This is a genomic window from bacterium (assembly GCA_021158245.1).
In the GTDB taxonomy this organism is placed as follows: Bacteria; Zhuqueibacterota; QNDG01; order QNDG01; family QNDG01; genus QNDG01.
The window spans coordinates 1-18,937 of record JAGGVB010000034.1; the positions used below are offsets into that span (position 1 = coordinate 1).

Sequence of the window (18,937 nt, forward strand, 5' to 3'; positions counted from 1 at the left end):
AAAAAAGGCACGGCGGGCCGTGCTCCTACGGTTAAAGAAAGAATCAACAAATTGAACAAAAAATTATATAAAGATTCAACTTTTCGAATCAGGATAAGCTTTTTGTATAAGGCCTGCTAACTCATTTTTGATTGTCTGAGCGTTCTGCAGCCCAAATATATAATACCCTGCTATTTTTACAAGCCAGAACAGAAAGATAAATAGCAGGAATGGGAAGATGAGGCAGTCAAAAATGTATCCTGCAATTATCCTCATAAGCCATACTGAAACCTGCTGTGATTTTGTACCGACAAATTTGCTGATTTTGACAATCTGATCTTTTATGGAATTTACGTTTGACCAGAACCCCTTTTGTGTAACAATTGATCCATGCGGGAAGGCACTGGTTTTAAAAACAGCTATATCATTTTCAGCACTAGATACGGTTTTTAGTGTGATATGATTTGAAAGCAGCCTGCCTCCTGAAACCGAAAGGGGAAGTATAAGAAACAGTACAACAGCGACCAGAATACTTAGTTGAGCTCCGTGGTTAAGAAGAAGTACTGTTTTCTGCTTTTTATTTTTTAAAAGATTGAGTAAGGATGAAATAAATAGAAGTACAAGAGCTGCCTGCAAAAACCACTGGTCAATGTAATCTGCAGCGAGGAGTAAATACTTAATGCCCATAAGGATTATTGAACTATACAAAACAGTGCGCCATGCAATATCAACATAGTCATAAGCAGCCTGAACAGCATCACCTACCTGCAGGTTTACACCTACACCTATGTCAGAGCCTTCAATAACTGCAAGCCCTATTTTTAACCCTGTAAGCACTCCGAAAGTTGTAAGTGCACGCCTTGAAGCTGATGTGAGGTATGTGTCATTGGATTCTGCAAGTTTATCAAGGCCTCCTTTATCAAGCCCAAGCTCAAACCATCCTGTCAGAGCAAAAAGCAAAAGCAGCCCTGTAACTGCGGGCCTTACAAATTTTTTATTTCCGGCTTTATCAGCCATTTCAAATCCCTTTAATCCCTGGTAATTTTAATAATTTTATAGACGATTTTACCTGCAGGGATTTCTATTTCAACAACTTCGTTTTCTGCGTGCCCAAGTAGCCCCTTGCCGATTGGTGATGATACTGAAATTTTATCTTCAAGGATATCTGCTTCTGATTCAGGTACCAGAGTGTATTTAATCTCTTCTCCGCTGTCCTGATCAAGAAGAATGACTGTTGCTCCTATGTAAACCTTATCTGACGGAATGTCAAGATCATCGATTATTCTTGCAGTGGCAAGTTTATCTCTCAGTTCAGATATCCTTATTTCGTTCATTGCCTGGGCTTCCTTTGCAGCGTTGTATTCGGCATTTTCTTTTATGTCGCCAAATTCCCTTGCGTGGGCAATGGTTTTAGTTATCTCCTTACGCTTGACCTTTATCAGATATTCGATCTCTTTTTGAATTTTGTCATAACCTTCTTTTGACAGATATGATATTTGTGCCATGACATCTCCTATTTTTTGTAACTAAATCTTTAAGCCAGATAAAATCCAATAATCAGTTTTTATATTAAACAGTTCGGATTTATTTAAATGAAAAATTATCGTAATTAGTTTTTATCAGAAGTTATTAAAACAGATTTTTTTCTATAATGCTTCAAAGTTTGATCTAAATCATAAAACATAAAGTTTGTGACGGCTATTTCACTTTCGGTTATAATTTTTTCTAAATCAGATTTTTCTTCCTTAGAAAAATTACTCAGCACGTAACCGGCAACATCGCCAAACTGAGGCCTGGATACTCCTATTCTGAACCTGTAAAAATCTCTTGTGCCAATATGCTGAACTATTGACCGTAATCCGTTGTGCCCTCCGAGTCCCCCGCCTTTTTTAATATCAATATAGCCGAATGGAAGTTCAATTTCGTCGTGAACCACCAGTATTTCTTCCGGCATTATATTAAAGAAATCCATGCATGGTTTAAGGCTTTCCCCGCTTCTGTTCATGAAAGTTTCAGGCTGCAGAAGGTGAATTTTTCTGCCGTCTTTTATTAATTGCGCATAAAGGCCTTTGAATTTTTTCTGCCATGACAGAGAAAAAGAAGCAGTGAATGCACCTGCTATAATTCTTCCGGCATTATGGCGTGTATTCCTGTACTCTGTTCCGGGATTCCCCAGGAATACAGCAAGTTTAATTATATTTTGATTTTTTTCTGTCATAAATTTATCTGCAGATGGAATTTACCGCTACATATTAATTAAAAAAGAATGACCTGCGATCCTATTTTTCAGGCCATTCTTTCCTCTTGAAAAAATATACAAAAAAAATGTGTTTAATCATAGTACTTTTTTATTTTTGATTTTAATGCATGGCAGTATCATTTCAAAGTGATTTTTCTTTATTTATCACTGTAAATCTATTCCTCTTTAAAAAAGGGAGAATTTATTCCAGTGCCTTAAAACATTGCTGCTGCTCTAACCGGCGATCCGTCTCCGTTTTTAATTTTTAAAGGAAATGTGCTGAATGTAAATCCTGTTTCCGGAAGTTTTTCAAGATTCATAAGATTCTCAATAATGATAATATCTTTTTCAAGGAGAATTCTATGAATAATGAGATTGCCTGCATCAGCAGGATCAACTGAAATGGCATCAACACCTATTCCTTTAATAGGGAAAGATGAAAGCCACTCTGCTGCTTCAGGAGCGAGTACAGGGAAATCGCTGAAATACGATTCATGCCCCCAGCGTGAAGACCACCCGGTGTGCAGCAGAAGAAAGTCTGATTTTTTTAATGTACTTTCAAAGGAAGATAGGAATTCTTTTCCAATGACAGCATCTGTGGTTTTTATAACCATACCTCTGCCGAAAAAGTGTGACAGCGGAATATCGTCAAGAGTTTTTCCGGTTGCCAGAATGTGTGCAGGTGCATCGCAGTGGGTTCCGGTATGGGAGTGCAGAGAGAGGTGCTTTTCATTAAATCCGTGATCTGCAATAGAGTATGAATCTTGCAGAATTGGCGGATCTATACCCGGGAAAACGGGCATTCCTGTCTCCATAGTTCTTGTAAGATCAATAAATTCCATAATTTAAGCCCTCCTTCACTTCGTTAGTATTCGGGGCTCAACAGACCTTCGATTATCAGATCCGTTGCCTCATCTTCACTTAGTCCTCGGCTCATAAGAGTTTCAAGCTGTTTTGAATCAACACTTCCCAAGGCTGCTTCATGTGTTATATGAGCTTTAGGGTTCTTAACTTCTACAATCGGGACAGCCCTTGCCGTTGCATTCCCCTGAACAATCTCCTTACAGTCCACATGCCCGCGTGCATAGGGTGCATAGGCAATAATGGTATTTTTTACCTCTGCATCTGCATTATCTCTTACTGCAATATTGGATGTAAGCACACCTCTTGCTTTTTCACCTCTAAGATATGCCTGCTCGTTAATTTTTATTTTGTCATTTTGTTTGCCGCTGATACGTGTAGTCATCTCAAGAATAGAATTTTCCATACATTCCGCTTTGTAATCAATGTCAATTGTACCGACACGCCCCTTTATTAATTCAAAGTCAGTGCGGAAATGAGAGCCCTTATTTAAAAAGGCTTTTGTTATCGGAACAACAGTTACACCTCCGGAAGGGCTGTGAGTATGCCTTTCAAGGTATGAAAATTGAGCATTTTCACCGAGAATGATCTCTCCTTTCATACTGTGCAGCACGTCAATTGCTTTGGGAAATGTACAGTTTGCAATTACTGCCATACTTGAGTTTTTTTCAAGTTCTGTTGTTATGAGAATATTCTGTACTCCTTTTTCATGCATCAGGCCGAAACAGATTATAACAGGTTTGGCAATTTTGACATTTTCTCTCAGAGTGATATATATTTCAACCCCGTCTTCAATCTCTTTTGAAGTAACTTCAAGCCCATGCACAAGGTGCTGCCCGATCACCTTGTTCCCATGTATTTCAATGTGAGCAACATCATCCGGATGAATATGACTTTCTCCTACACTCTCGTACAATGTCCTGATTAAGTTAGTATTCTTATTGCTATTCAAAGCTTACCTCCTCATCCGGTATATTTTTATGAGGACATGGAACACATTGGCTTCCGAAGAGCTTTGTAAGTTTTTCAATACTGCCTTTTGTTAGTAGGTGCCCGTGACACATAAGGAAACCATGCTCTGCATGTTTTAAAACTTCCATGCTGTGGGTTATAAGTATTATTGTGGAGCCTTTATCTCTCAATATTCCCATTGTATTAAATATTCTGTTGAGTGCTTCAATATCAATACCTGAGTCAGGTTCGTCCATAATAACGAGATTCGGCTCCATTGCAAGAATGGAAGCGAGTTCAATGCGTTTTCGTTCTCCGCCGGAAAGAGTTTTGTCAACTTTACGGTTTGAGTACAGGGCAGGGGAGAGGCCTACAATATCCAATGCTTGATTTACAGTGTCTTCGGATTTGTCTTTGGCTCCTGCAAGTATGAACTTTTTTACGCAGAGCCCTTCGTAGCGTGCAGGTTCCTGCCATGACAGTGTAATTCCTGATGCAGCCCTTTCGGAGATGTTCATATTTTTAAGCGATTTGCCGTTAAATCTGATATCCCCGGTAAAGTCAGTGTATCCTGAAAGCCCCATAATAGTTGAAGCAAGGGTGGATTTCCCTGCACCGTTAGGCCCTACAACAGCATGGATGCTGCCCTGCCGGAAATCCATGGAAAGGTGGTTAAGAATATTTTTACCGCCGAGATTAAGAACCAGATCGTCAATTTCCAGAATAGTGCGCGGATTCATATTTTTGTTTTTTCCTTATTATTGCTGTTTAATTACTCTTCTCCGGTATAGTCTCTTATTACCTGAAGCATGTCAAGAGCCGTGATAATACCTGCAAGTTTTTGATTTTTTGTTACAAATACTCTATGGATTCTTCCGCGAATCATTGTATCTGCAATAAGGTGTATGGGCGTGTCTTCATGAACATCAAATATCATTGGAGTCATTATATCTTTTACTTTTATCTTAAGATTAGGTTCAATGTTCAGAGTATTGACTACTTCCTGCCATGGAGGTAAATCCTGCGATGATGAGTAGAAGTCGTGGGGGATATCTTCAGGGAATTCCGGATGCTTGACAGAATGGTCTCTTGAAATATCAGTTACAGATACAACTCCTACGGGTTTTCCCGAATTATCAACAACCGGTGCACCTGTTATGGAGTGTTCATCAAGGAAGTGAGACAGTTTTTCAACTGTCCAGTCAGGGTTTACAGTGAGGAGCTTTTCTGTCATAATATCTCTGGCTGTCAGTTTTTTCATAGCTGCCTCCTTAAAGTCTGGTTTGTCAAAATGTAATTTTTACTATTCTTCCTTCGGAACCTGCTGCCCATCCGACTGCAGAGCCGGGTGCAAATGATACGGTATGAAATCCGTCAGGGCTTATCATATTCCATGATATCCCGCTGTCTCGGCTGATATTTATGCCGTTTAACCCGACACTTATAAGTGTTTTGCCTTTTGAGCCTGGCACGTATGCAACTGCGGAGCAGAACCCTGCGGGGAAAATGTCAGGTTCATGCCATGTTTTTCCGCCGTCATTTGTAATTGCCACTGTAGCTTTATCATAGTCAGGTTCAAGAAAGTCGCCCCCGCATATCCAGCCTTTTAAAGAGTCGTAAAATGCAATAGAAAATATACCTTTTGACTGTGTCCCTTTATGTATGGGTGTAGTGTAAACCGACCATGTTTTACCCCAGTTATTTGTTTTAAATGTGCGGGCTGCAGGGCCTCCGGTACAGAACCATGCATAACCGTTTACAGGAGCGGAAACGCAGGTATTGCTTGCTGCAAACTGGATTTCGCCTTTTAAAGCGGCCGGAATGTTTTCAGCAGGGATTTTTTCCCATGAATTGCCGCTGTTTTTTGTTATCAGCACAATAAAACTTTCATCAATAGGGTCTCCGACTATTATCCCCTTTTTATGATTCCAGAAAGTCAGCGAGTTCAGGAATATGTCGGGGGTTGTATCCTTAAATGTTGTTTTCCATGTAAGGCCGCCGTCACATGTCTTAAATATGTAAGCAGGAGAACCAGCATTTATCACTACGCATGTGTCAGAGTTAAACGCGAAAATGCCTCTGAAATCAAGAGCCATATCATTAGGTGCAGTACATCTATTCCAGGTATTTCCGCTGTCAATAGTTTTTAGTATTGTGCCGTTTGAGCCGCTTGCCCATGCAACTTTTTTATTTACAATAGAGAGTGCACGAAGGCCTGCCTCTGTATTTATCTGCTGTTTAACAATTACAGGGTTTTTATGTGAGCACAGGACAAAAAATGCTATAATAGTAAAAGATATTACGATCCGCGAAAAACTCATATTGTATCCCCTACAGATGTTGTTTGTTGTTTGTATATTTTGTAATCAGATAATCACGCAAAGAAAGGTACATTTTAACTGTTTTGTTCATTGCGTTTTTTGTATAACCTGTTAGAAATTTTTTTGCTTTGGCAGGATTTTTCTTATATAGTTTCAAAGCCTGCTCATCAACGGATTTCTGGCCGTCGAAGAAACTTTTTTCAAGAGGGTCTCTTTGTTTGCGCACGTCTTTGATTGCTTCCTGCCATTTAAGGTAGAGAAGATTATCAACAAAATCAACTGCCCAGCGTGCAGATGTTTCTGAATATGAGTCGGGATTGTATTCCTTATAATAATGAGAAACATCTGTAACTCCGGCATAAATAGGTACATAGGTTGATACGTACTGATTGTCGAGATAGAGCCAGTAGACACCGCCTATTGCGTCTGGAAGCCAGTTTCTAAGCTGTGCAACCATTCCGTATCCGCCCCGTGTAACCATCCTTCTGTATGTAATATCAAGGAGTTCTCTCATATCTTTTGTAGGAAATGGAGTAGTCAGAGGGCTCTTTTTCATGCCTCCTTTTCCGTCAGGTACATACCAGTCAAAATCATTGGTCATGTCATAGATTGTACCTTTAAAAAGGGCTCTCTGAAATGCAATTACATCCTGAACTGATAATTTTTTTTCCGGTTTGACTGAAAAAGGATAAAATGAAATATCTTCAAGATACTGGTGGTAAGAGTCGTATCCTTTGTACGGATATGTAATTTTTTTATTCGGCCAGTTTTTATAGTGGGGGGCAACAGTGGAATAAAAAAGCCAGAATCTGCTAATTGCCCATTCTCTCGGAACAGGAGAGTATGCTTTCTGCCAGATGAAAGGTTCTCCGCTTTTGGGATTCCACCAGCCGTGATCAATCGCGGCCTGTTTATAGTTTCCCGATGCCATGAACCGGTTAGGTTTGGACAGATCTATTTTTTTGATAATACTCCAGTTCGGAACTATTAACACATGATCGTCAGGTACTCTTTCTGCAGCCCAGATTGCGCCCGGTTTGCCTGAATTCGGATCCCACTCTGTACCCACGCTGAAAATTTCAATTACCCACGCTTCATCAGGATCAGCAATGCACAATGTTTCCGATTCAGGGCCGCATGAAGGCAGAAATCCGTATTTTTCCATCAACCCGCCGATTAACGAGACGGCTTCTTTTGCTTTTGTGCATCTTTGAAGTGCGAATATCATAGCCTGTTCAACGGTCATTATCTGTTTTCCGTCTTTTCTGTTTGTTCTCAGCTCTTTTTTCTGGCTTGTTGTGCTTTCTCCGATTGCGAGCTGATGTTCATTCATATGAGAGTATCCGGAATGAAAATATGTATAAGTTTTCCGAACCTGTGGGATGTATCCGAGAATTTCTCCATAATCGTCAAGAGGAGTTTTAACGTTCTGTATTCCCCAGTATACGGGAGCCTTTGCTCCTTTGGGAAATTTTCTGCCCTTTACAACATGAACACGGCACTCATCACATGCATCTGTGTGAGAAGTTATAACAGATCCGTCAACAGAAGCAAGCCTGCCCACAACTATATCAGTGCATGCATCGTCATTAAACGCCGGATCTGATTTTTGTGCAAAAGATATTATTGTTACAGCAAATATCAGGGTGAGTAAAAAAGAGGCAGTAGTTTTCATTTTGTATTCTCCTAAAATAGTGCAGGCAACAATGAACAGAATAAGATAAGTATGTAATAGTAAAAAATCCACAAAAGTTTTACAATGTGGATTTTTCGGTATTTAAAATAAATTTTATTCAGTATGAATTTTTAATCATCAATCCAGTATGAAATTAAACGGATTCTCCGGTTTGCCGTCTACCATAACTTCATAATGAATATGGGGTGACGTGGATTTACCTGTGTTGCCTGTCAGCCCTATAATCTGTCCGCGTTTTACGTGCTGGCCTTTTCTTACCATAATTTTTGAAAGATGTCCGTAACGCGTTTTATATCCGTAGCCATGGTCAATAATAATAAATCTGCCGTACCCTTTTAAAGGTACAAAAGTTTGCCTTGTTACTACAACTATTCCGGATGCAGCTGCAAGAACTTGTGTACCTTCTTTTACACAGATATCAAGGCCGGGATGGAATTCTCTTTTCCCTGTAAACGGATCCTTGCGTTCCCCGAAGCCTGAAGAGTACCACCCTCCCCGAACAGGCCTGATTGAGGGATAGTGTGCCAGCCTGTCCATCCTTTTTGCAATAACCTCTTCTATATCAGCCATGTTTTTTTTGAGCCAGTCAACCTCTGCTTCAAGCCTTGTAAGATTTTTATCTGTTGTTTTAACGTCCGGGTATTCAAGAATTGATATTCTTGACATGGATTCCGGGCCGCCTACTCCAAGCTGCATGTCAGGAATGCTCTGATATTGCTGAGCCATCAGATGCTTGTTTTTTTCATTAAGTTCATCAATTGTTTTCTGGATGAATGCTATTCTTTCTTTCCATGATTCTGTTGCTTCTTTTAGAGCTGTATTTTCCTTTTGCAGGTTTTGAAAATCAAAATCATGTTTTACCTTATGTATGCCTGAAGCAAGAGGATAGGTGATTATCCCTGCAGTCAAAAAGAATAGAGTAACTATTAATATAACCGTAGACCTTTTCAGCAGTGCACTGTAAGCTCTGTTGCTGTCTGTTTCAATGAGAGTAAGAATGAATTTTTTACCAAACATAGTTAAACTCTTTAGTATATCACATAAGTATGTTTCCGGCCTTTACAGCCGAAAATAATATTTTCATTTAATAATTAGCAAAAAGAATGCCAGGCATGTATGAATATCCCAATGTCGGGATATTCTATCTCTGGAACTTGACGGTAAATTGCAGATAAGTGTAAGATTAATAGCAAGATACATGATGCGCTGCGTGTGTAAAAAAAATCTATTCAGGTGTATAATATCTGTAAGGTCTGTTTCTTTTTGTAATATTGGTTCTCCGGTATTTATTCCCCACAGAACTGGTAATCTTTCCCCATGCAGTATGCGGCTTTATGTATTTATTCGGGCTATTCATAATATTTGCTTCAATAAAATCAATATGTTACATGGAGTAATATGCAATTTTAAAATATATTTTTCTGGCATGTCGTTTGCCTGAAAAAGCAGTAGGAAAAATCGGAGGTAATGGTGATAAAAGAGATTCAAAATGTAACAGAGAGTATGATGTCCCGGATTTTTACTCAGGAGGTAATTGCGAATAACCTTGCAAACATTAATACAGCAGGGTTTAAGAAGGACAAAGTTTTTCAGGAAGAACTGAGTAAAGCGGGAAATGATATGGGCGATGATGTCCGGGAAATCACTGTTTTTCAGCAGGGGCCTTTAAAAGAAACAGGCAATCCTCTTGATGCTGCGATCTCCGGCAAAGGATTTTTTACTATTGAAAACAGAGGGGAACAGTTTTTTACACGTGACGGGCATTTTTATATTGATTCTACGGGTTTCCTGAGGCTTAAAGAGAGCGGGCGGGTTATGGGAGAGAACGGTCCGATTCAGGTTAATCAGGCAAATGCCAGGATAACAATAGATAAAAAAGGAAGAGTGTTTGTAAAAGGTGAAGAGGTAGACAGGCTGCGGATAACTTCATTTAACGAACCATATCCCCTGAAGAAATACGGTAATACGCTTTTTAAAGCAGAGACTGATGCTGTAGGGGAGCCGGCTCAAGATTTTACAATTTCACAGGGATATGTTGAAGAATCCAATGTCAACCCAATGGAAGAGATGGTAAATATGCTTACTGTTTTCCGTTATTTTGAAGCTGATCAAAGGGTTCTTAAAACACATGATGAGCTTCTTGAAAAAATGGCAAACCAAATAGGAAGAGTTTAATTTTTATATAGATCGGAGGAGTACCAATGAATCGTATAATGCAGACAGCAGCAAGCGGAATGGCTGCTCAGCAGTTGAATGTTGATACCATTTCGAATAATCTTGCCAATGTGAATACACCCGGATATAAAAAGAGCAGAATGGAATTTCAGGATCTTCTGTACCAGTCTGTAAGGCCGGCTGGCGCTGAAGTTGATGAAAACACAAAGACTCCCACTGAACTGCAGGTAGGATGCGGAACGCGTCCGGTTGCAACATCCAAAATGTTCTCGCAGGGCGATATAGTCGAAACAGGTAACCCTCTTGATATTGCAATAAACGGTGATGGATTTTACCAGATCCTAATGCCGGACGGGAGTATATCATATACTCGTGACGGATCATTCAAGGTCTCTGATGACGGTAAACTTGTAACAGCAGACGGCTATGAATTTACACCCGAGATTTCTCTGCCCATTGATACTACGAGCGTCAATATTTCAAGAGACGGAAGAGTTACTGCTTTTATTGCAGGTGTGGACAATCCTGAAGAGGTAGGGCAGATAGAACTTGTTCGGTTTATAAATCCTGCCGGATTGAAAAATCTCGGCCACAATCTGTATCAGGCTACCCAGTCTTCAGGAGAACCGGCATTCGGCTCTCCTTCAAGTGAGGGATTCGGTACAGTTGAACAGTTTTATATAGAATCTTCCAATGTTGATGTTGTTGAAGAGATGGTCAATATGATTGTTGCACAGAGAGCTTATGAAATTAATTCAAAGGCAATTAAAACAGCTGATGAGATGATGCAGCTTGTGAACAGGCTGAAATAAACAGGGAATTTTTTAGAAATGAAAAAGATCAGGCTTCTAATTATAGCTTTTATTCTGCTTAATACAGGGCTTGCAGTATCAGGCGTGCAGCAAAAAATAAATGCATCAGTCAGAAAATTTGTAAGGATGCGGGCCGATGCAGACAGCGTCTCTGTATATGTTCAGAATATTCAGCCTGACAGGGTGAGGAATGGTTCCAAGAATATTACAATTGAATGGAAGCGCGGGGCAAATGATCTTAAGGGCAGGGTAGTTGTACCGGTTCGTATTCATTACTCAGACAATACATCAGATTTGATTTACGTTCATGCAGAAATCAGCCTTTTTTGCATGGTTCCTGTTGCTGCAGGAAATATCAGCCGTTACAGCACAATAAATAATAGTAACCTGAGGCTGGAGCTCCGCGATGTTACATCTCTGAGAGCAGAACCTGCTGAACTTCAGGAACTTGTTTCCGGAGTACGAACAAAGAGGCTGATTACAAAGGGAAGAATTATAACAAGAGATATGATTGAGCAGGTGCCTGTTATACGCCGCGGAGAAAGAGTAAAGGTAGTAGTTGATTGCAGAAACCTTCATGTATCAACTTACGCTATTGCAAAAGAAGACGGTTGGCCGGGAAAAAGAATCCGAATTAGAACTGAGGGTTCACGCAGAGAATTGTATGCAGAAGTTGCAGGGCCTGCTGTTGTAAGAATTACTTTATAGAGGAGAGAACTGGTTATGAAATCAAGAATAATTTTAATTGCTGCTATTATATCTTTTTTATTTGCAGCGATTTATCCGCCGATATCCGAAGCCCAATCTCTCTTTGCAGATAAAAAAGCAAGGGCTGTGGGCGACATTCTGACTGTGCTTGTTGTAGAATCTTCAACAGCGTCAAGCAGGGCAAAAACCGAAACCAACAAAGTGAATGACCACGGAGTCCTTGCAAAAGGAGGCAGCGGTACTCTTGCTTATTCTCCAATGTACGGGATTAACGGCAGGGTGAACAATAAATTTGCCGGAGATGCTTTAGTATCTCGTAAAGGCGCACTTCGTACTACAATTACCGTTCAGATAAAAGAGGTTAAACCAAACGGCAATCTTGTTGTTGAAGGGAAAAGAGCTTTGGAGGTCAACGGGGAAAAAGAGATGACAACAATTACAGGAATTGTAAGGCCTCAGGATATATCCGGTATGAATACTATTTATTCATACCAGCTTGCAGATGCCCAGATATCCTATAAAGGAAAGGGTGTTGTTCAGACAGGACAGCGTCCCGGTATATTAACGCGTATTTTAAACTGGATTTTCTGATCAAGGGAAAAATTCATGTCAAATAAAATAAAAAAAATAATTTATGCAGCTCTGTTATCTCTATTTTTTGTCAATCTTTTCGGTTCCGTAAGAATAAAAGATATTGCCTCATTAAAGGGATTCAGAAAAGAGCAGCTTGTGGGATACAGCCTTGTTGTAGGGCTTGACGGTACAGGAGACGGAAGGCGTTCTCTTGTAACCAGCCATTCAGTGAGAAATATGCTGCAGAATTTTGGTATTACAATAACTGACAACAGGCTCTATACAAGAAATGTTGCAGCAGTTATGGTTACAGCTTCTATTACTCCGTTTTCAAAAAAAGGGTCTGCTGTTGATGTTGTAGTATCCTCTCTTGGTGATGCATCAAGCCTTGAAGGCGGAACTCTGCTTATGACTCCTCTTGTAGGAAATGATAATAAAATATATGCACATGCCCAGGGCAGTGTTTCTATAGGCGGAGTAAACATTGAAACAATAGGCGGAGAGAGATTCAGGAAAAACTATGCACTTGTGGGAAGAGTTCCCAACGGAGCTGTTGTGGAAACTGAAATACCTGTGGAGTGGGGCAAGGACGGCAAACTGGAACTTATACTGAAAGAGCCTGATTTTACAACAGTTTCAAGAATTTCATCAGCAATAGACAGCGCATTCGGAAATCAGATAGCATCACCAATTGATGCTGCTGCTATTACAATTCAAATCCCCCAGAAATTCAGCACGCAGGCGGGAATAGTAAAGATGATAGCTTCCCTTGAGTCGCTAAATGTTACTCCTGACCAGATTGCGCGTGTAGTGATAAATGAAAGAACAGGGACTGTTGTTGTAGGGAAGAATGTCAAGCTTACGGCAGCAGCAGTTTGTCAGGGTAGTCTTACTGTGCAGATAAGTGCATTTCCCGTTATATCACAGCCCCAGCCGTTTTCTCAGGGTCAGACTGTTGTAGTCCCTCAGACGGTTACAAATGTAACTGAAAAAGGCGGGGATAGGATAATGGTTCTTAATGAACCGGCTACTGTGAGCGATCTGGCAAAAACATTAAATGCACTTCAGGTGTCAGCACGGGATATAATCTCAATATTCCAGGCATTAAAAGAAGCAGGTTCTTTAAAAGCCGAACTTGTAATTATGTAGAATATTAATTCCGGAGTAAATGTGAGCATTGACATAAAACAGGGCCTTATGTTTCCGGTACGTAAAAGCGGGAATCCGAATATAAAGAAGGGTGCGCTTAATACAAAGAATGCAAAGGAATTAAAATTAAAAAAGGCGTGCAGGGAGTTTGAATCCCTGTTTCTTGCAAATCTAATGAGAACAATGAGAAAATCATTTTCAGAAGACGGGATTCTGTCAGGCAAGGGTTTTGGCCAGAGTACGTTTATGGATTTAATGGATGGCGAAGTTGCGAGATTCCTCACTGAATCAAATCAAAAAGGCCTGGGCATAAGCAGTATGCTGTATAAACAGCTCTCCTCTATACTTGAGATGGAGGGAGGCGGCATGTCAAATTCGGACAAAATTTCCGGATTTAACTCTTATAATAGAGGCCTGAGGCCTGAAATTCAGTATAATGCAGATATAAAATCCTATGACAAGTACATTCGGGATTCAGCAGCAAAATACGGAGTTGACCCTGCTTTAATCTATGCTGTTATTGAAAGGGAGTCTTCAGGGAACCCTATGGCTTCGTCCGGCAAAGGTGCAAAAGGCCTGATGCAGCTTGTAGATGCAACAGCAAAGGATATGGGAGTAAGAGATGTTTATAACCCCAAAGAAAATATAGAGGGAGGCACGAAATATCTGCGTATGATGCTTGACCGCTTCGAAGGTAACGTACCTCTTGCTCTTGCCGCATATAACAGCGGGCCGGGCAATGTAGAAAAATACGGAGGCCTGCCTCCGTTTCGGGAAACAGAAGAATATGTCTCCCGTGTAATGGAAAGTTTCAATAATTACAAATTGACATTAGCACAAAACCAAATTAAAACATCTGATGTATAAGGATCATCAAAATGACTATTGAAAATGAGAAAACTGCCGATAACAATTATGAGATGGAAAAACTCATTAATGAACTTACCAGTGTCGTGGAGCAGGAGGTAGAAGCATTTCGCATACTTTTGGATGGCCTTCTTGAGCATCAGACAACAATTGTCAGGGGTGATACAGAGTCTGTATCGAAATCTCTGCATAAGGTAGAAAAACTTGTAAAAGAGACGAGAAAGATTAAGGATGAAGTAAGGGGGAAGAAAAATGATCTTGCAAAAGTGCTGAATGTTGACGGTAATATACCGATTGAGCAGATTGTTCCTATGGTTGAGGAGAGATATGCTGAACGTCTTAATGAATTAAGAAACATGCTTAATGCACTTTCAGGGAAGATTTCAGAGGCAAACAGCAGGAATCTCTATCTTTTAAACCATTCTTTACGATTTGTTGATAACTGTATAAAAATGCTGGCTCAGGGAGGAGATCAGCAGGTGTCGTACAGTAAACGGGGAATTATGGCTTCAAGAGAGGCCTCGCTGTACAACGGCATTGGATGATTAATCAGGAGGAAAAATGACCACATCCGGGAAAATATTGGATATTGCAAGGCAGGCCCTTTCTGCACAGCAGGCCGGCCTTAATGTTACTGGTCATAATATTGCCAATGTAAACACACCCGGTTATTCCAGGCAGAGAGTAATTCTCGAGGCTAACCCTCCCACAAAAACAAGCTGGGGATTTTTAGGTAACGGCGTATCCGTAAATACAATTGAGAGGCTGCGCAACAGATACCTTGACGGAGAGATCCGTAATGAGAAGAAAGAGATGGGTGCCTGGACTTACCGTGAACAGATATACACAGAGCTGGAATTGGTTTTCAATGAACCTTCTGATAACAGCCTTGGACAGGTTATGAGGAATTTCTGGGACAGCTGGAACTCTTTATCGAGTGACCCGGAGAGTACTTCTGCGCGGGAAGTAGTACGCCAGAGCGGAGTTGCACTTGTGAATACCTTTCATCATATTGATTCAAGAATAACTAATATGCAGCAGAATCTGAATCAGGACCTTTCAACCTATGTGAATAACACAAATTCCATTCTTCATCAAATAGCGGACCTTAATGACAAAATTTCCGGGCTTGAAGGCAATGGGTCAGTTGCTAATGATTACAGAGATAAAAGAGACCTCCTTCTAACTCAATTAACAGAACTTGCCGGAGTGGATTCAACAGAGAACAAGAACGGAATGCTCACAATAACGCTTAATGGTAAAATATTATTAGAGAGAAGTCAGGTGAGCGAACTTGGGACAGAATCTCATTCTGTGAATGGTACGGGTATTGATGTAGTAATATGGAAGGCGGACAAAAGCAGTGTCAACGTAAAATCAGGCAAAATCAAGGGTCTCCTTGATATGCGTGATACTGCTATACCTGATATGTTATCTTCTCTTGACGAATTGGCAAATACTTTTGTAACAGAAGTCAATGATGTTCACAAAGCAGGGTATGGATCCGATGGACACAGCGGTTATACGTTCTTTGATGATTCGACAACAGGAGCTGATGATATAGCATTAAGTTCTGATGTTTTGGACAGCCTTTCTAAAATAGCTGCTTCAGAAGGCGGGTCAATCGGAGATGGAAACAGTGCGCTTGCGATTGCAAAGGTTGCCGAAGATTATACTATGTCCGGTAATACTGCAACAATCGAGGATTATTTTTCAAGCATGATGGGCGACCTTGGAATTAAATCCCGCGAAGCATCCACTATGAGTGATAATCAGAAATTAATGACTGAACAGCTTGAAAATCAGCAGAGCTCCTTCTCAGGTGTGTCCCTTGATGAAGAGATGACAAATATGATTAAGTATCAGCATGCTTATGAAGCTGCTGCGAGGCTTGTAACAACTGTTGATGAAATGATGAAAACTATAATAGATATGGTATAATCATGCGTGTTTCAGAAAATATGAAATCAAATTTTATATTGAGCGATATTAACAGGACTCTAACCCGAATGGTTAAAACTCAGAGAGATCTCTCATCCGGGAAAAGGGTTCACAAGCCGTCAGATGATCCGAGCGGCACTGCAAAAATAATCAGATTACAGGGGCAGATAGCAAGATACGGAAGATATGAGAAAAGTGTTGATGACAGCAGGGCATGGCTCACAACAACCGAATCATCTGTTAATACCCTGCTTGACAGAATTTCCGATGTAAACTCAACACTCATTCAGGCGAGTAACGGAACTCTTGGAGAAATTGAGAGAAAGGCGCTGGGAGAGCATGTAAAAGAGATACTTGACCATGTTGCTGATATAGCAAATAAGGATTATGGAGGCAAGTATATTTTCGGAGGCACAGAAACAAATGTCCGCCCTTACTCAGAAGTAACTGAAGTGGACGGGGAAGTTTTTACATCAGATAATGATAACCCCGTATATTTAGATGCAATTAAGATAAAATCAGGCAGTGTTACTGTTACAGACCGTTCGGGAGGAACTACTTATACAGAAGGTTCAGATTATACTATAGATTATGAAGACGGGTCAATAACAGTGTTGTCAACAGGCAGTATGTCCGGTTCAACACAGTATGAAATCTCTTATGAAACAGATGAAGCAATTGATTTTAAAGCGAATCCCAACGGAATAGACGGGAAGATATCAAGAGAAATTGATGAAGATATATCAATGGACATAAATATATCCGGAGATGATGTTTTCGGAGGCAGCTCAGGACTGTTTAAAGTATTAAAAGATGCATATATGGCACTTGAGCGGAATGATGTTGAAGGTATAAACAGTGCAAGAGCTGAAATTAATTCCCGGATTGACAGTGTTACAATGGTGCTTGGAGAAGTCGGGGCGAAAATAAACAGGCTCGATACTCTTTCACAACGGCTGGCAACTGATATAACCGGATTTAAAGAATATATTTCATCAGTTCAGGATACAGATATTGCGGAATCATTGGTACATCTTCAGAATGATCAGACTGTGTATCAGGCAGCATTAAAAACCGGTGCAAGTATTATGCAATCGAATTTATTGGATTACCTGTAGTAACGGAGAGTCAAGTTTATGGTAGAACAAAAAAACAGCAAGGATGAATCTGCAGAGAAAAAGATTCTTAAAACACGTCTCGGAAATGTAGAATACACAGATGATGATATAGTAAATTTTCCCGAGGGGTTATACGGATATGAAGAGTATAAAAGGTATATTGTGTTTCAGCATGAAAATTATATGCCTTTTTCATGGCTGTTAAGTATTGACCCTCCGGGGTTGATGTTCCCTATTGTGGACCCGAAAGTAATTATGGATGATTATAATCCAAAGATAAACCACGGGCAGAGTATCGGCGATATACTACTTGTTATTGTAACTATTGGCAGTGAGAATAATGATGTTACTGCCAACCTGCGTGCTCCTGTTTTGATTGATTCAAAAATAAGAGAAGGCAGACAGGTAATATTAACAGATTCAAGTTATCCGTTAAGATATACTATTAATCAAACATGACACTGAACAGGGGATTACTGTGCTTGTTTTAACGAGAAGAGTAGGCGAAAGTATTCATATCGGTGATGATATCCGGGTTGTAATTATCTCGGTTCACGGACAGAGTGTAAAAGTCGGTGTTGTAGCGCCAAGAAATATTGCAGTGCACAGGGAAGAAATATACCAGAAGATTGTAGAGGAAAACCATCGTGCTGCACAGGGAATTACAGAGGAGAGTGTAAAGACTCTGCAATCGTTGGGAGGAATTATAGATGGCCCAGAAAAGAAAAAATAAGAACGTAAAAGTAGGCCCCCTTAAACAAAAGGCAGCATTTTTTATTGACAAGGGAGATTTTGACGGGGCTCTGAGCATCTACAAAGAGATGATAATTGCAAACCCGGATGATGCTGACGTATTGTCAAATATCGGACTTATTTATTTTCAGAAAGGCGATTTTAAAGAGGCAAAAGATGCTTTTTTAAAATGCCTTGAGAAAGATACCGGAGTTCAGGAAGCATATTTTAATCTGGGCAGGTTATACCAGAGTGAGAGAGAATTTGATAAAGCTTTGACGTATTACAAAGAAGTGGTGCTAAACAATCCCAATGACGGTGTTACTTACTATTATATGGGCGAGTGTGCAAGAGCAGTCGGCAGGTTTGATGATGCAATTGCATTTCTTGATGAAGCTATAAGGCTTCAGCCGAATAATCTTGAAGTGGGTGTAACTCTTGCCACACTTTATATTGAAAAGAAAGATTTTCAAAAAGCAGAAGATGTGCTGAGGGTTACCCTTGTATCACACACAGATGTTGTCCCCATTCATTTTTCTCTCGGGCTTATTCTAAAAGAGCAGGGAAAAACAGAATCAGCTCTTGCCCAGTTTAACAGAGTTGTTCAGTTAGATGAAAATCATGTTCAGGGATTTTACGAACTTGCAGAGTGCTGTATGGAACTTGGTTTTTTAAATCAGGCAGAGCCATTCTATGCAAAAGCAAGTAAACTGAACCCTGATTTTTCTGAGCCTGCGCTGAAGCTCGGGGATTTGTACAGAAAACAGGGCAAAGATAATGATGCGGTAATAATGTACCGTCACTGGATAGAGATG

The 18,937-nt window shown here is 40.2% G+C and carries 22 protein-coding genes; 12 read left to right on the forward strand and 10 right to left on the reverse strand.

Annotated elements, in window-relative coordinates:
- Nucleotides 1–75: 75 nt before the first annotated feature.
- The 10 genes from J7K93_01800 to J7K93_01845 all read right to left on the reverse strand — a co-directional run bounded on the left by J7K93_01800 (nucleotide 76) and on the right by J7K93_01845 (nucleotide 9,064).
- On the reverse strand, nucleotides 76–996 hold the full coding sequence (locus J7K93_01800; protein MCD6115723.1) for a hypothetical protein: 921 nt from the start codon (nucleotides 994–996) through the stop codon (nucleotides 76–78).
- A gap of 11 nt (nucleotides 997–1,007) precedes the next feature.
- Nucleotides 1,008–1,484 carry a transcription elongation factor GreA gene (greA, locus tag J7K93_01805; GenBank protein ID MCD6115724.1) on the reverse strand — a complete coding sequence of 159 codons (477 nt, stop codon included), beginning with the start codon at nucleotides 1,482–1,484 and terminating at the stop codon, nucleotides 1,008–1,010.
- Nucleotides 1,485–1,588: 104 nt separating this feature from the next.
- Nucleotides 1,589–2,176 carry an aminoacyl-tRNA hydrolase gene (locus J7K93_01810; GenBank protein MCD6115725.1) on the reverse strand — a complete coding sequence of 196 codons (588 nt, stop codon included), beginning with the start codon at nucleotides 2,174–2,176 and terminating at the stop codon, nucleotides 1,589–1,591.
- 257 nt (nucleotides 2,177–2,433) lie between these two features.
- Nucleotides 2,434–3,060, reverse strand: coding sequence for a cyclase family protein (locus tag J7K93_01815; GenBank protein MCD6115726.1), 627 nt, complete (start codon nucleotides 3,058–3,060; stop codon nucleotides 2,434–2,436).
- A 23-nt stretch (nucleotides 3,061–3,083) separates the two neighbouring features.
- Nucleotides 3,084–4,031, reverse strand: a complete 948-nt coding sequence (locus tag J7K93_01820; protein ID MCD6115727.1) for a SufD family Fe-S cluster assembly protein — start codon at nucleotides 4,029–4,031, stop codon at nucleotides 3,084–3,086.
- The gene (locus J7K93_01825; protein ID MCD6115728.1) at nucleotides 4,024–4,770 is read right to left on the reverse strand and encodes an ATP-binding cassette domain-containing protein; all 747 of its coding nucleotides are present in this window, start codon (nucleotides 4,768–4,770) and stop codon (nucleotides 4,024–4,026) included. The genes J7K93_01820 and J7K93_01825 overlap by 8 nt, the downstream gene beginning before the upstream one ends.
- A 32-nt stretch (nucleotides 4,771–4,802) precedes the next feature.
- Nucleotides 4,803–5,291, reverse strand: a complete 489-nt coding sequence (locus J7K93_01830; GenBank protein ID MCD6115729.1) for a CBS domain-containing protein — start codon at nucleotides 5,289–5,291, stop codon at nucleotides 4,803–4,805.
- Nucleotides 5,292–5,316: 25 nt separating this feature from the next.
- Entirely contained in the window at nucleotides 5,317–6,351 is a 1,035-nt protein-coding gene (locus tag J7K93_01835; GenBank protein ID MCD6115730.1) for a hypothetical protein, read from the reverse strand.
- A 10-nt stretch (nucleotides 6,352–6,361) separates the two neighbouring features.
- On the reverse strand, nucleotides 6,362–8,026 hold the full coding sequence (locus J7K93_01840) for a C69 family dipeptidase (protein ID MCD6115731.1): 1,665 nt from the start codon (nucleotides 8,024–8,026) through the stop codon (nucleotides 6,362–6,364).
- A 138-nt stretch (nucleotides 8,027–8,164) separates the two neighbouring features.
- Entirely contained in the window at nucleotides 8,165–9,064 is a 900-nt protein-coding gene (locus J7K93_01845) for a M23 family metallopeptidase (protein ID MCD6115732.1), read from the reverse strand.
- Between the two features lie 450 nt (nucleotides 9,065–9,514).
- On the opposite strand from J7K93_01845, the gene flgF reads away from it, so the two are divergent.
- From flgF to J7K93_01905, 12 genes are all read left to right on the forward strand, one after another.
- Entirely contained in the window at nucleotides 9,515–10,222 is a 708-nt protein-coding gene (flgF, locus tag J7K93_01850; GenBank protein MCD6115733.1) for a flagellar basal-body rod protein FlgF, read from the forward strand.
- Between the two features lie 26 nt (nucleotides 10,223–10,248).
- Nucleotides 10,249–11,034 (forward strand): flagellar basal-body rod protein FlgG, encoded by a 786-nt coding sequence (gene flgG, locus J7K93_01855; GenBank protein ID MCD6115734.1) that lies wholly within the window; start codon nucleotides 10,249–10,251, stop codon nucleotides 11,032–11,034.
- Between the two features lie 18 nt (nucleotides 11,035–11,052).
- Complete coding sequence (gene flgA / locus J7K93_01860; protein MCD6115735.1) at nucleotides 11,053–11,742, forward strand: flagellar basal body P-ring formation protein FlgA; 690 nt, start codon at nucleotides 11,053–11,055, stop codon at nucleotides 11,740–11,742.
- Nucleotides 11,743–11,757: 15 nt separating this feature from the next.
- Complete coding sequence (locus J7K93_01865) at nucleotides 11,758–12,333, forward strand: flagellar basal body L-ring protein FlgH (protein ID MCD6115736.1); 576 nt, start codon at nucleotides 11,758–11,760, stop codon at nucleotides 12,331–12,333.
- A gap of 15 nt (nucleotides 12,334–12,348) precedes the next feature.
- Nucleotides 12,349–13,464, forward strand: a complete 1,116-nt coding sequence (locus tag J7K93_01870) for a flagellar basal body P-ring protein FlgI (GenBank protein ID MCD6115737.1) — start codon at nucleotides 12,349–12,351, stop codon at nucleotides 13,462–13,464.
- Nucleotides 13,465–13,710: 246 nt separating this feature from the next.
- Nucleotides 13,711–14,331 carry a lytic transglycosylase domain-containing protein gene (locus J7K93_01875; GenBank protein ID MCD6115738.1) on the forward strand — a complete coding sequence of 207 codons (621 nt, stop codon included), beginning with the start codon at nucleotides 13,711–13,713 and terminating at the stop codon, nucleotides 14,329–14,331.
- Between the two features lie 11 nt (nucleotides 14,332–14,342).
- Entirely contained in the window at nucleotides 14,343–14,876 is a 534-nt protein-coding gene (locus tag J7K93_01880; protein MCD6115739.1) for a flagellar protein FlgN, read from the forward strand.
- Nucleotides 14,877–14,892: 16 nt separating this feature from the next.
- Complete coding sequence (gene flgK, locus J7K93_01885) at nucleotides 14,893–16,272, forward strand: flagellar hook-associated protein FlgK (GenBank protein ID MCD6115740.1); 1,380 nt, start codon at nucleotides 14,893–14,895, stop codon at nucleotides 16,270–16,272.
- Between the two features lie 20 nt (nucleotides 16,273–16,292).
- Nucleotides 16,293–17,390 carry a flagellar hook-associated protein FlgL gene (gene flgL / locus J7K93_01890; protein ID MCD6115741.1) on the forward strand — a complete coding sequence of 366 codons (1,098 nt, stop codon included), beginning with the start codon at nucleotides 16,293–16,295 and terminating at the stop codon, nucleotides 17,388–17,390.
- An 18-nt stretch (nucleotides 17,391–17,408) separates the two neighbouring features.
- Nucleotides 17,409–17,849: a flagellar assembly protein FliW gene (gene fliW / locus J7K93_01895; protein MCD6115742.1), complete on the forward strand. Its 441-nt coding sequence runs from the start codon at nucleotides 17,409–17,411 to the stop codon at nucleotides 17,847–17,849.
- Nucleotides 17,850–17,868: 19 nt separating this feature from the next.
- Nucleotides 17,869–18,123 (forward strand): carbon storage regulator CsrA, encoded by a 255-nt coding sequence (gene csrA, locus J7K93_01900; protein MCD6115743.1) that lies wholly within the window; start codon nucleotides 17,869–17,871, stop codon nucleotides 18,121–18,123.
- Nucleotides 18,101–18,937 (forward strand): tetratricopeptide repeat protein (locus J7K93_01905; GenBank protein MCD6115744.1); only part of this gene is annotated, 837 nt, incomplete at its 3' end. The genes csrA and J7K93_01905, both read left to right, overlap by 23 nt.

Bases quoted from the DNA above. Each gene is read 5' to 3' on its own strand.
- J7K93_01815 (MCD6115726.1), bottom strand. From the start codon at position 3,060: ATGGAATTTATTGATCTTACAAGAACTATGGAGACAGGAATGCCCGTT.
- flgF (MCD6115733.1), top strand. From the start codon at position 9,515: ATGGTGATAAAAGAGATTCAAAATGTAACAGAGAGTATGATGTCCCGG.
- J7K93_01870 (MCD6115737.1), top strand. From the start codon at position 12,349: ATGTCAAATAAAATAAAAAAAATAATTTATGCAGCTCTGTTATCTCTA.
- J7K93_01880 (MCD6115739.1), top strand. From the start codon at position 14,343: ATGACTATTGAAAATGAGAAAACTGCCGATAACAATTATGAGATGGAA.
- J7K93_01865 (MCD6115736.1), top strand. From the start codon at position 11,758: ATGAAATCAAGAATAATTTTAATTGCTGCTATTATATCTTTTTTATTT.
- flgL (MCD6115741.1), top strand. From the start codon at position 16,293: ATGAAATCAAATTTTATATTGAGCGATATTAACAGGACTCTAACCCGA.
- J7K93_01835 (MCD6115730.1), bottom strand. From the start codon at position 6,351: ATGAGTTTTTCGCGGATCGTAATATCTTTTACTATTATAGCATTTTTT.
- J7K93_01840 (MCD6115731.1), bottom strand. From the start codon at position 8,026: ATGAAAACTACTGCCTCTTTTTTACTCACCCTGATATTTGCTGTAACA.
- flgA (MCD6115735.1), top strand. From the start codon at position 11,053: ATGAAAAAGATCAGGCTTCTAATTATAGCTTTTATTCTGCTTAATACA.
- J7K93_01845 (MCD6115732.1), bottom strand. From the start codon at position 9,064: ATGTTTGGTAAAAAATTCATTCTTACTCTCATTGAAACAGACAGCAAC.
- greA (MCD6115724.1), bottom strand. From the start codon at position 1,484: ATGGCACAAATATCATATCTGTCAAAAGAAGGTTATGACAAAATTCAA.
- J7K93_01875 (MCD6115738.1), top strand. From the start codon at position 13,711: ATGGATTTAATGGATGGCGAAGTTGCGAGATTCCTCACTGAATCAAAT.
- fliW (MCD6115742.1), top strand. From the start codon at position 17,409: ATGGTAGAACAAAAAAACAGCAAGGATGAATCTGCAGAGAAAAAGATT.
- J7K93_01825 (MCD6115728.1), bottom strand. From the start codon at position 4,770: ATGAATCCGCGCACTATTCTGGAAATTGACGATCTGGTTCTTAATCTC.
- flgG (MCD6115734.1), top strand. From the start codon at position 10,249: ATGAATCGTATAATGCAGACAGCAGCAAGCGGAATGGCTGCTCAGCAG.
- flgK (MCD6115740.1), top strand. From the start codon at position 14,893: ATGACCACATCCGGGAAAATATTGGATATTGCAAGGCAGGCCCTTTCT.
- J7K93_01800 (MCD6115723.1), bottom strand. From the start codon at position 996: ATGGCTGATAAAGCCGGAAATAAAAAATTTGTAAGGCCCGCAGTTACA.
- J7K93_01830 (MCD6115729.1), bottom strand. From the start codon at position 5,291: ATGAAAAAACTGACAGCCAGAGATATTATGACAGAAAAGCTCCTCACT.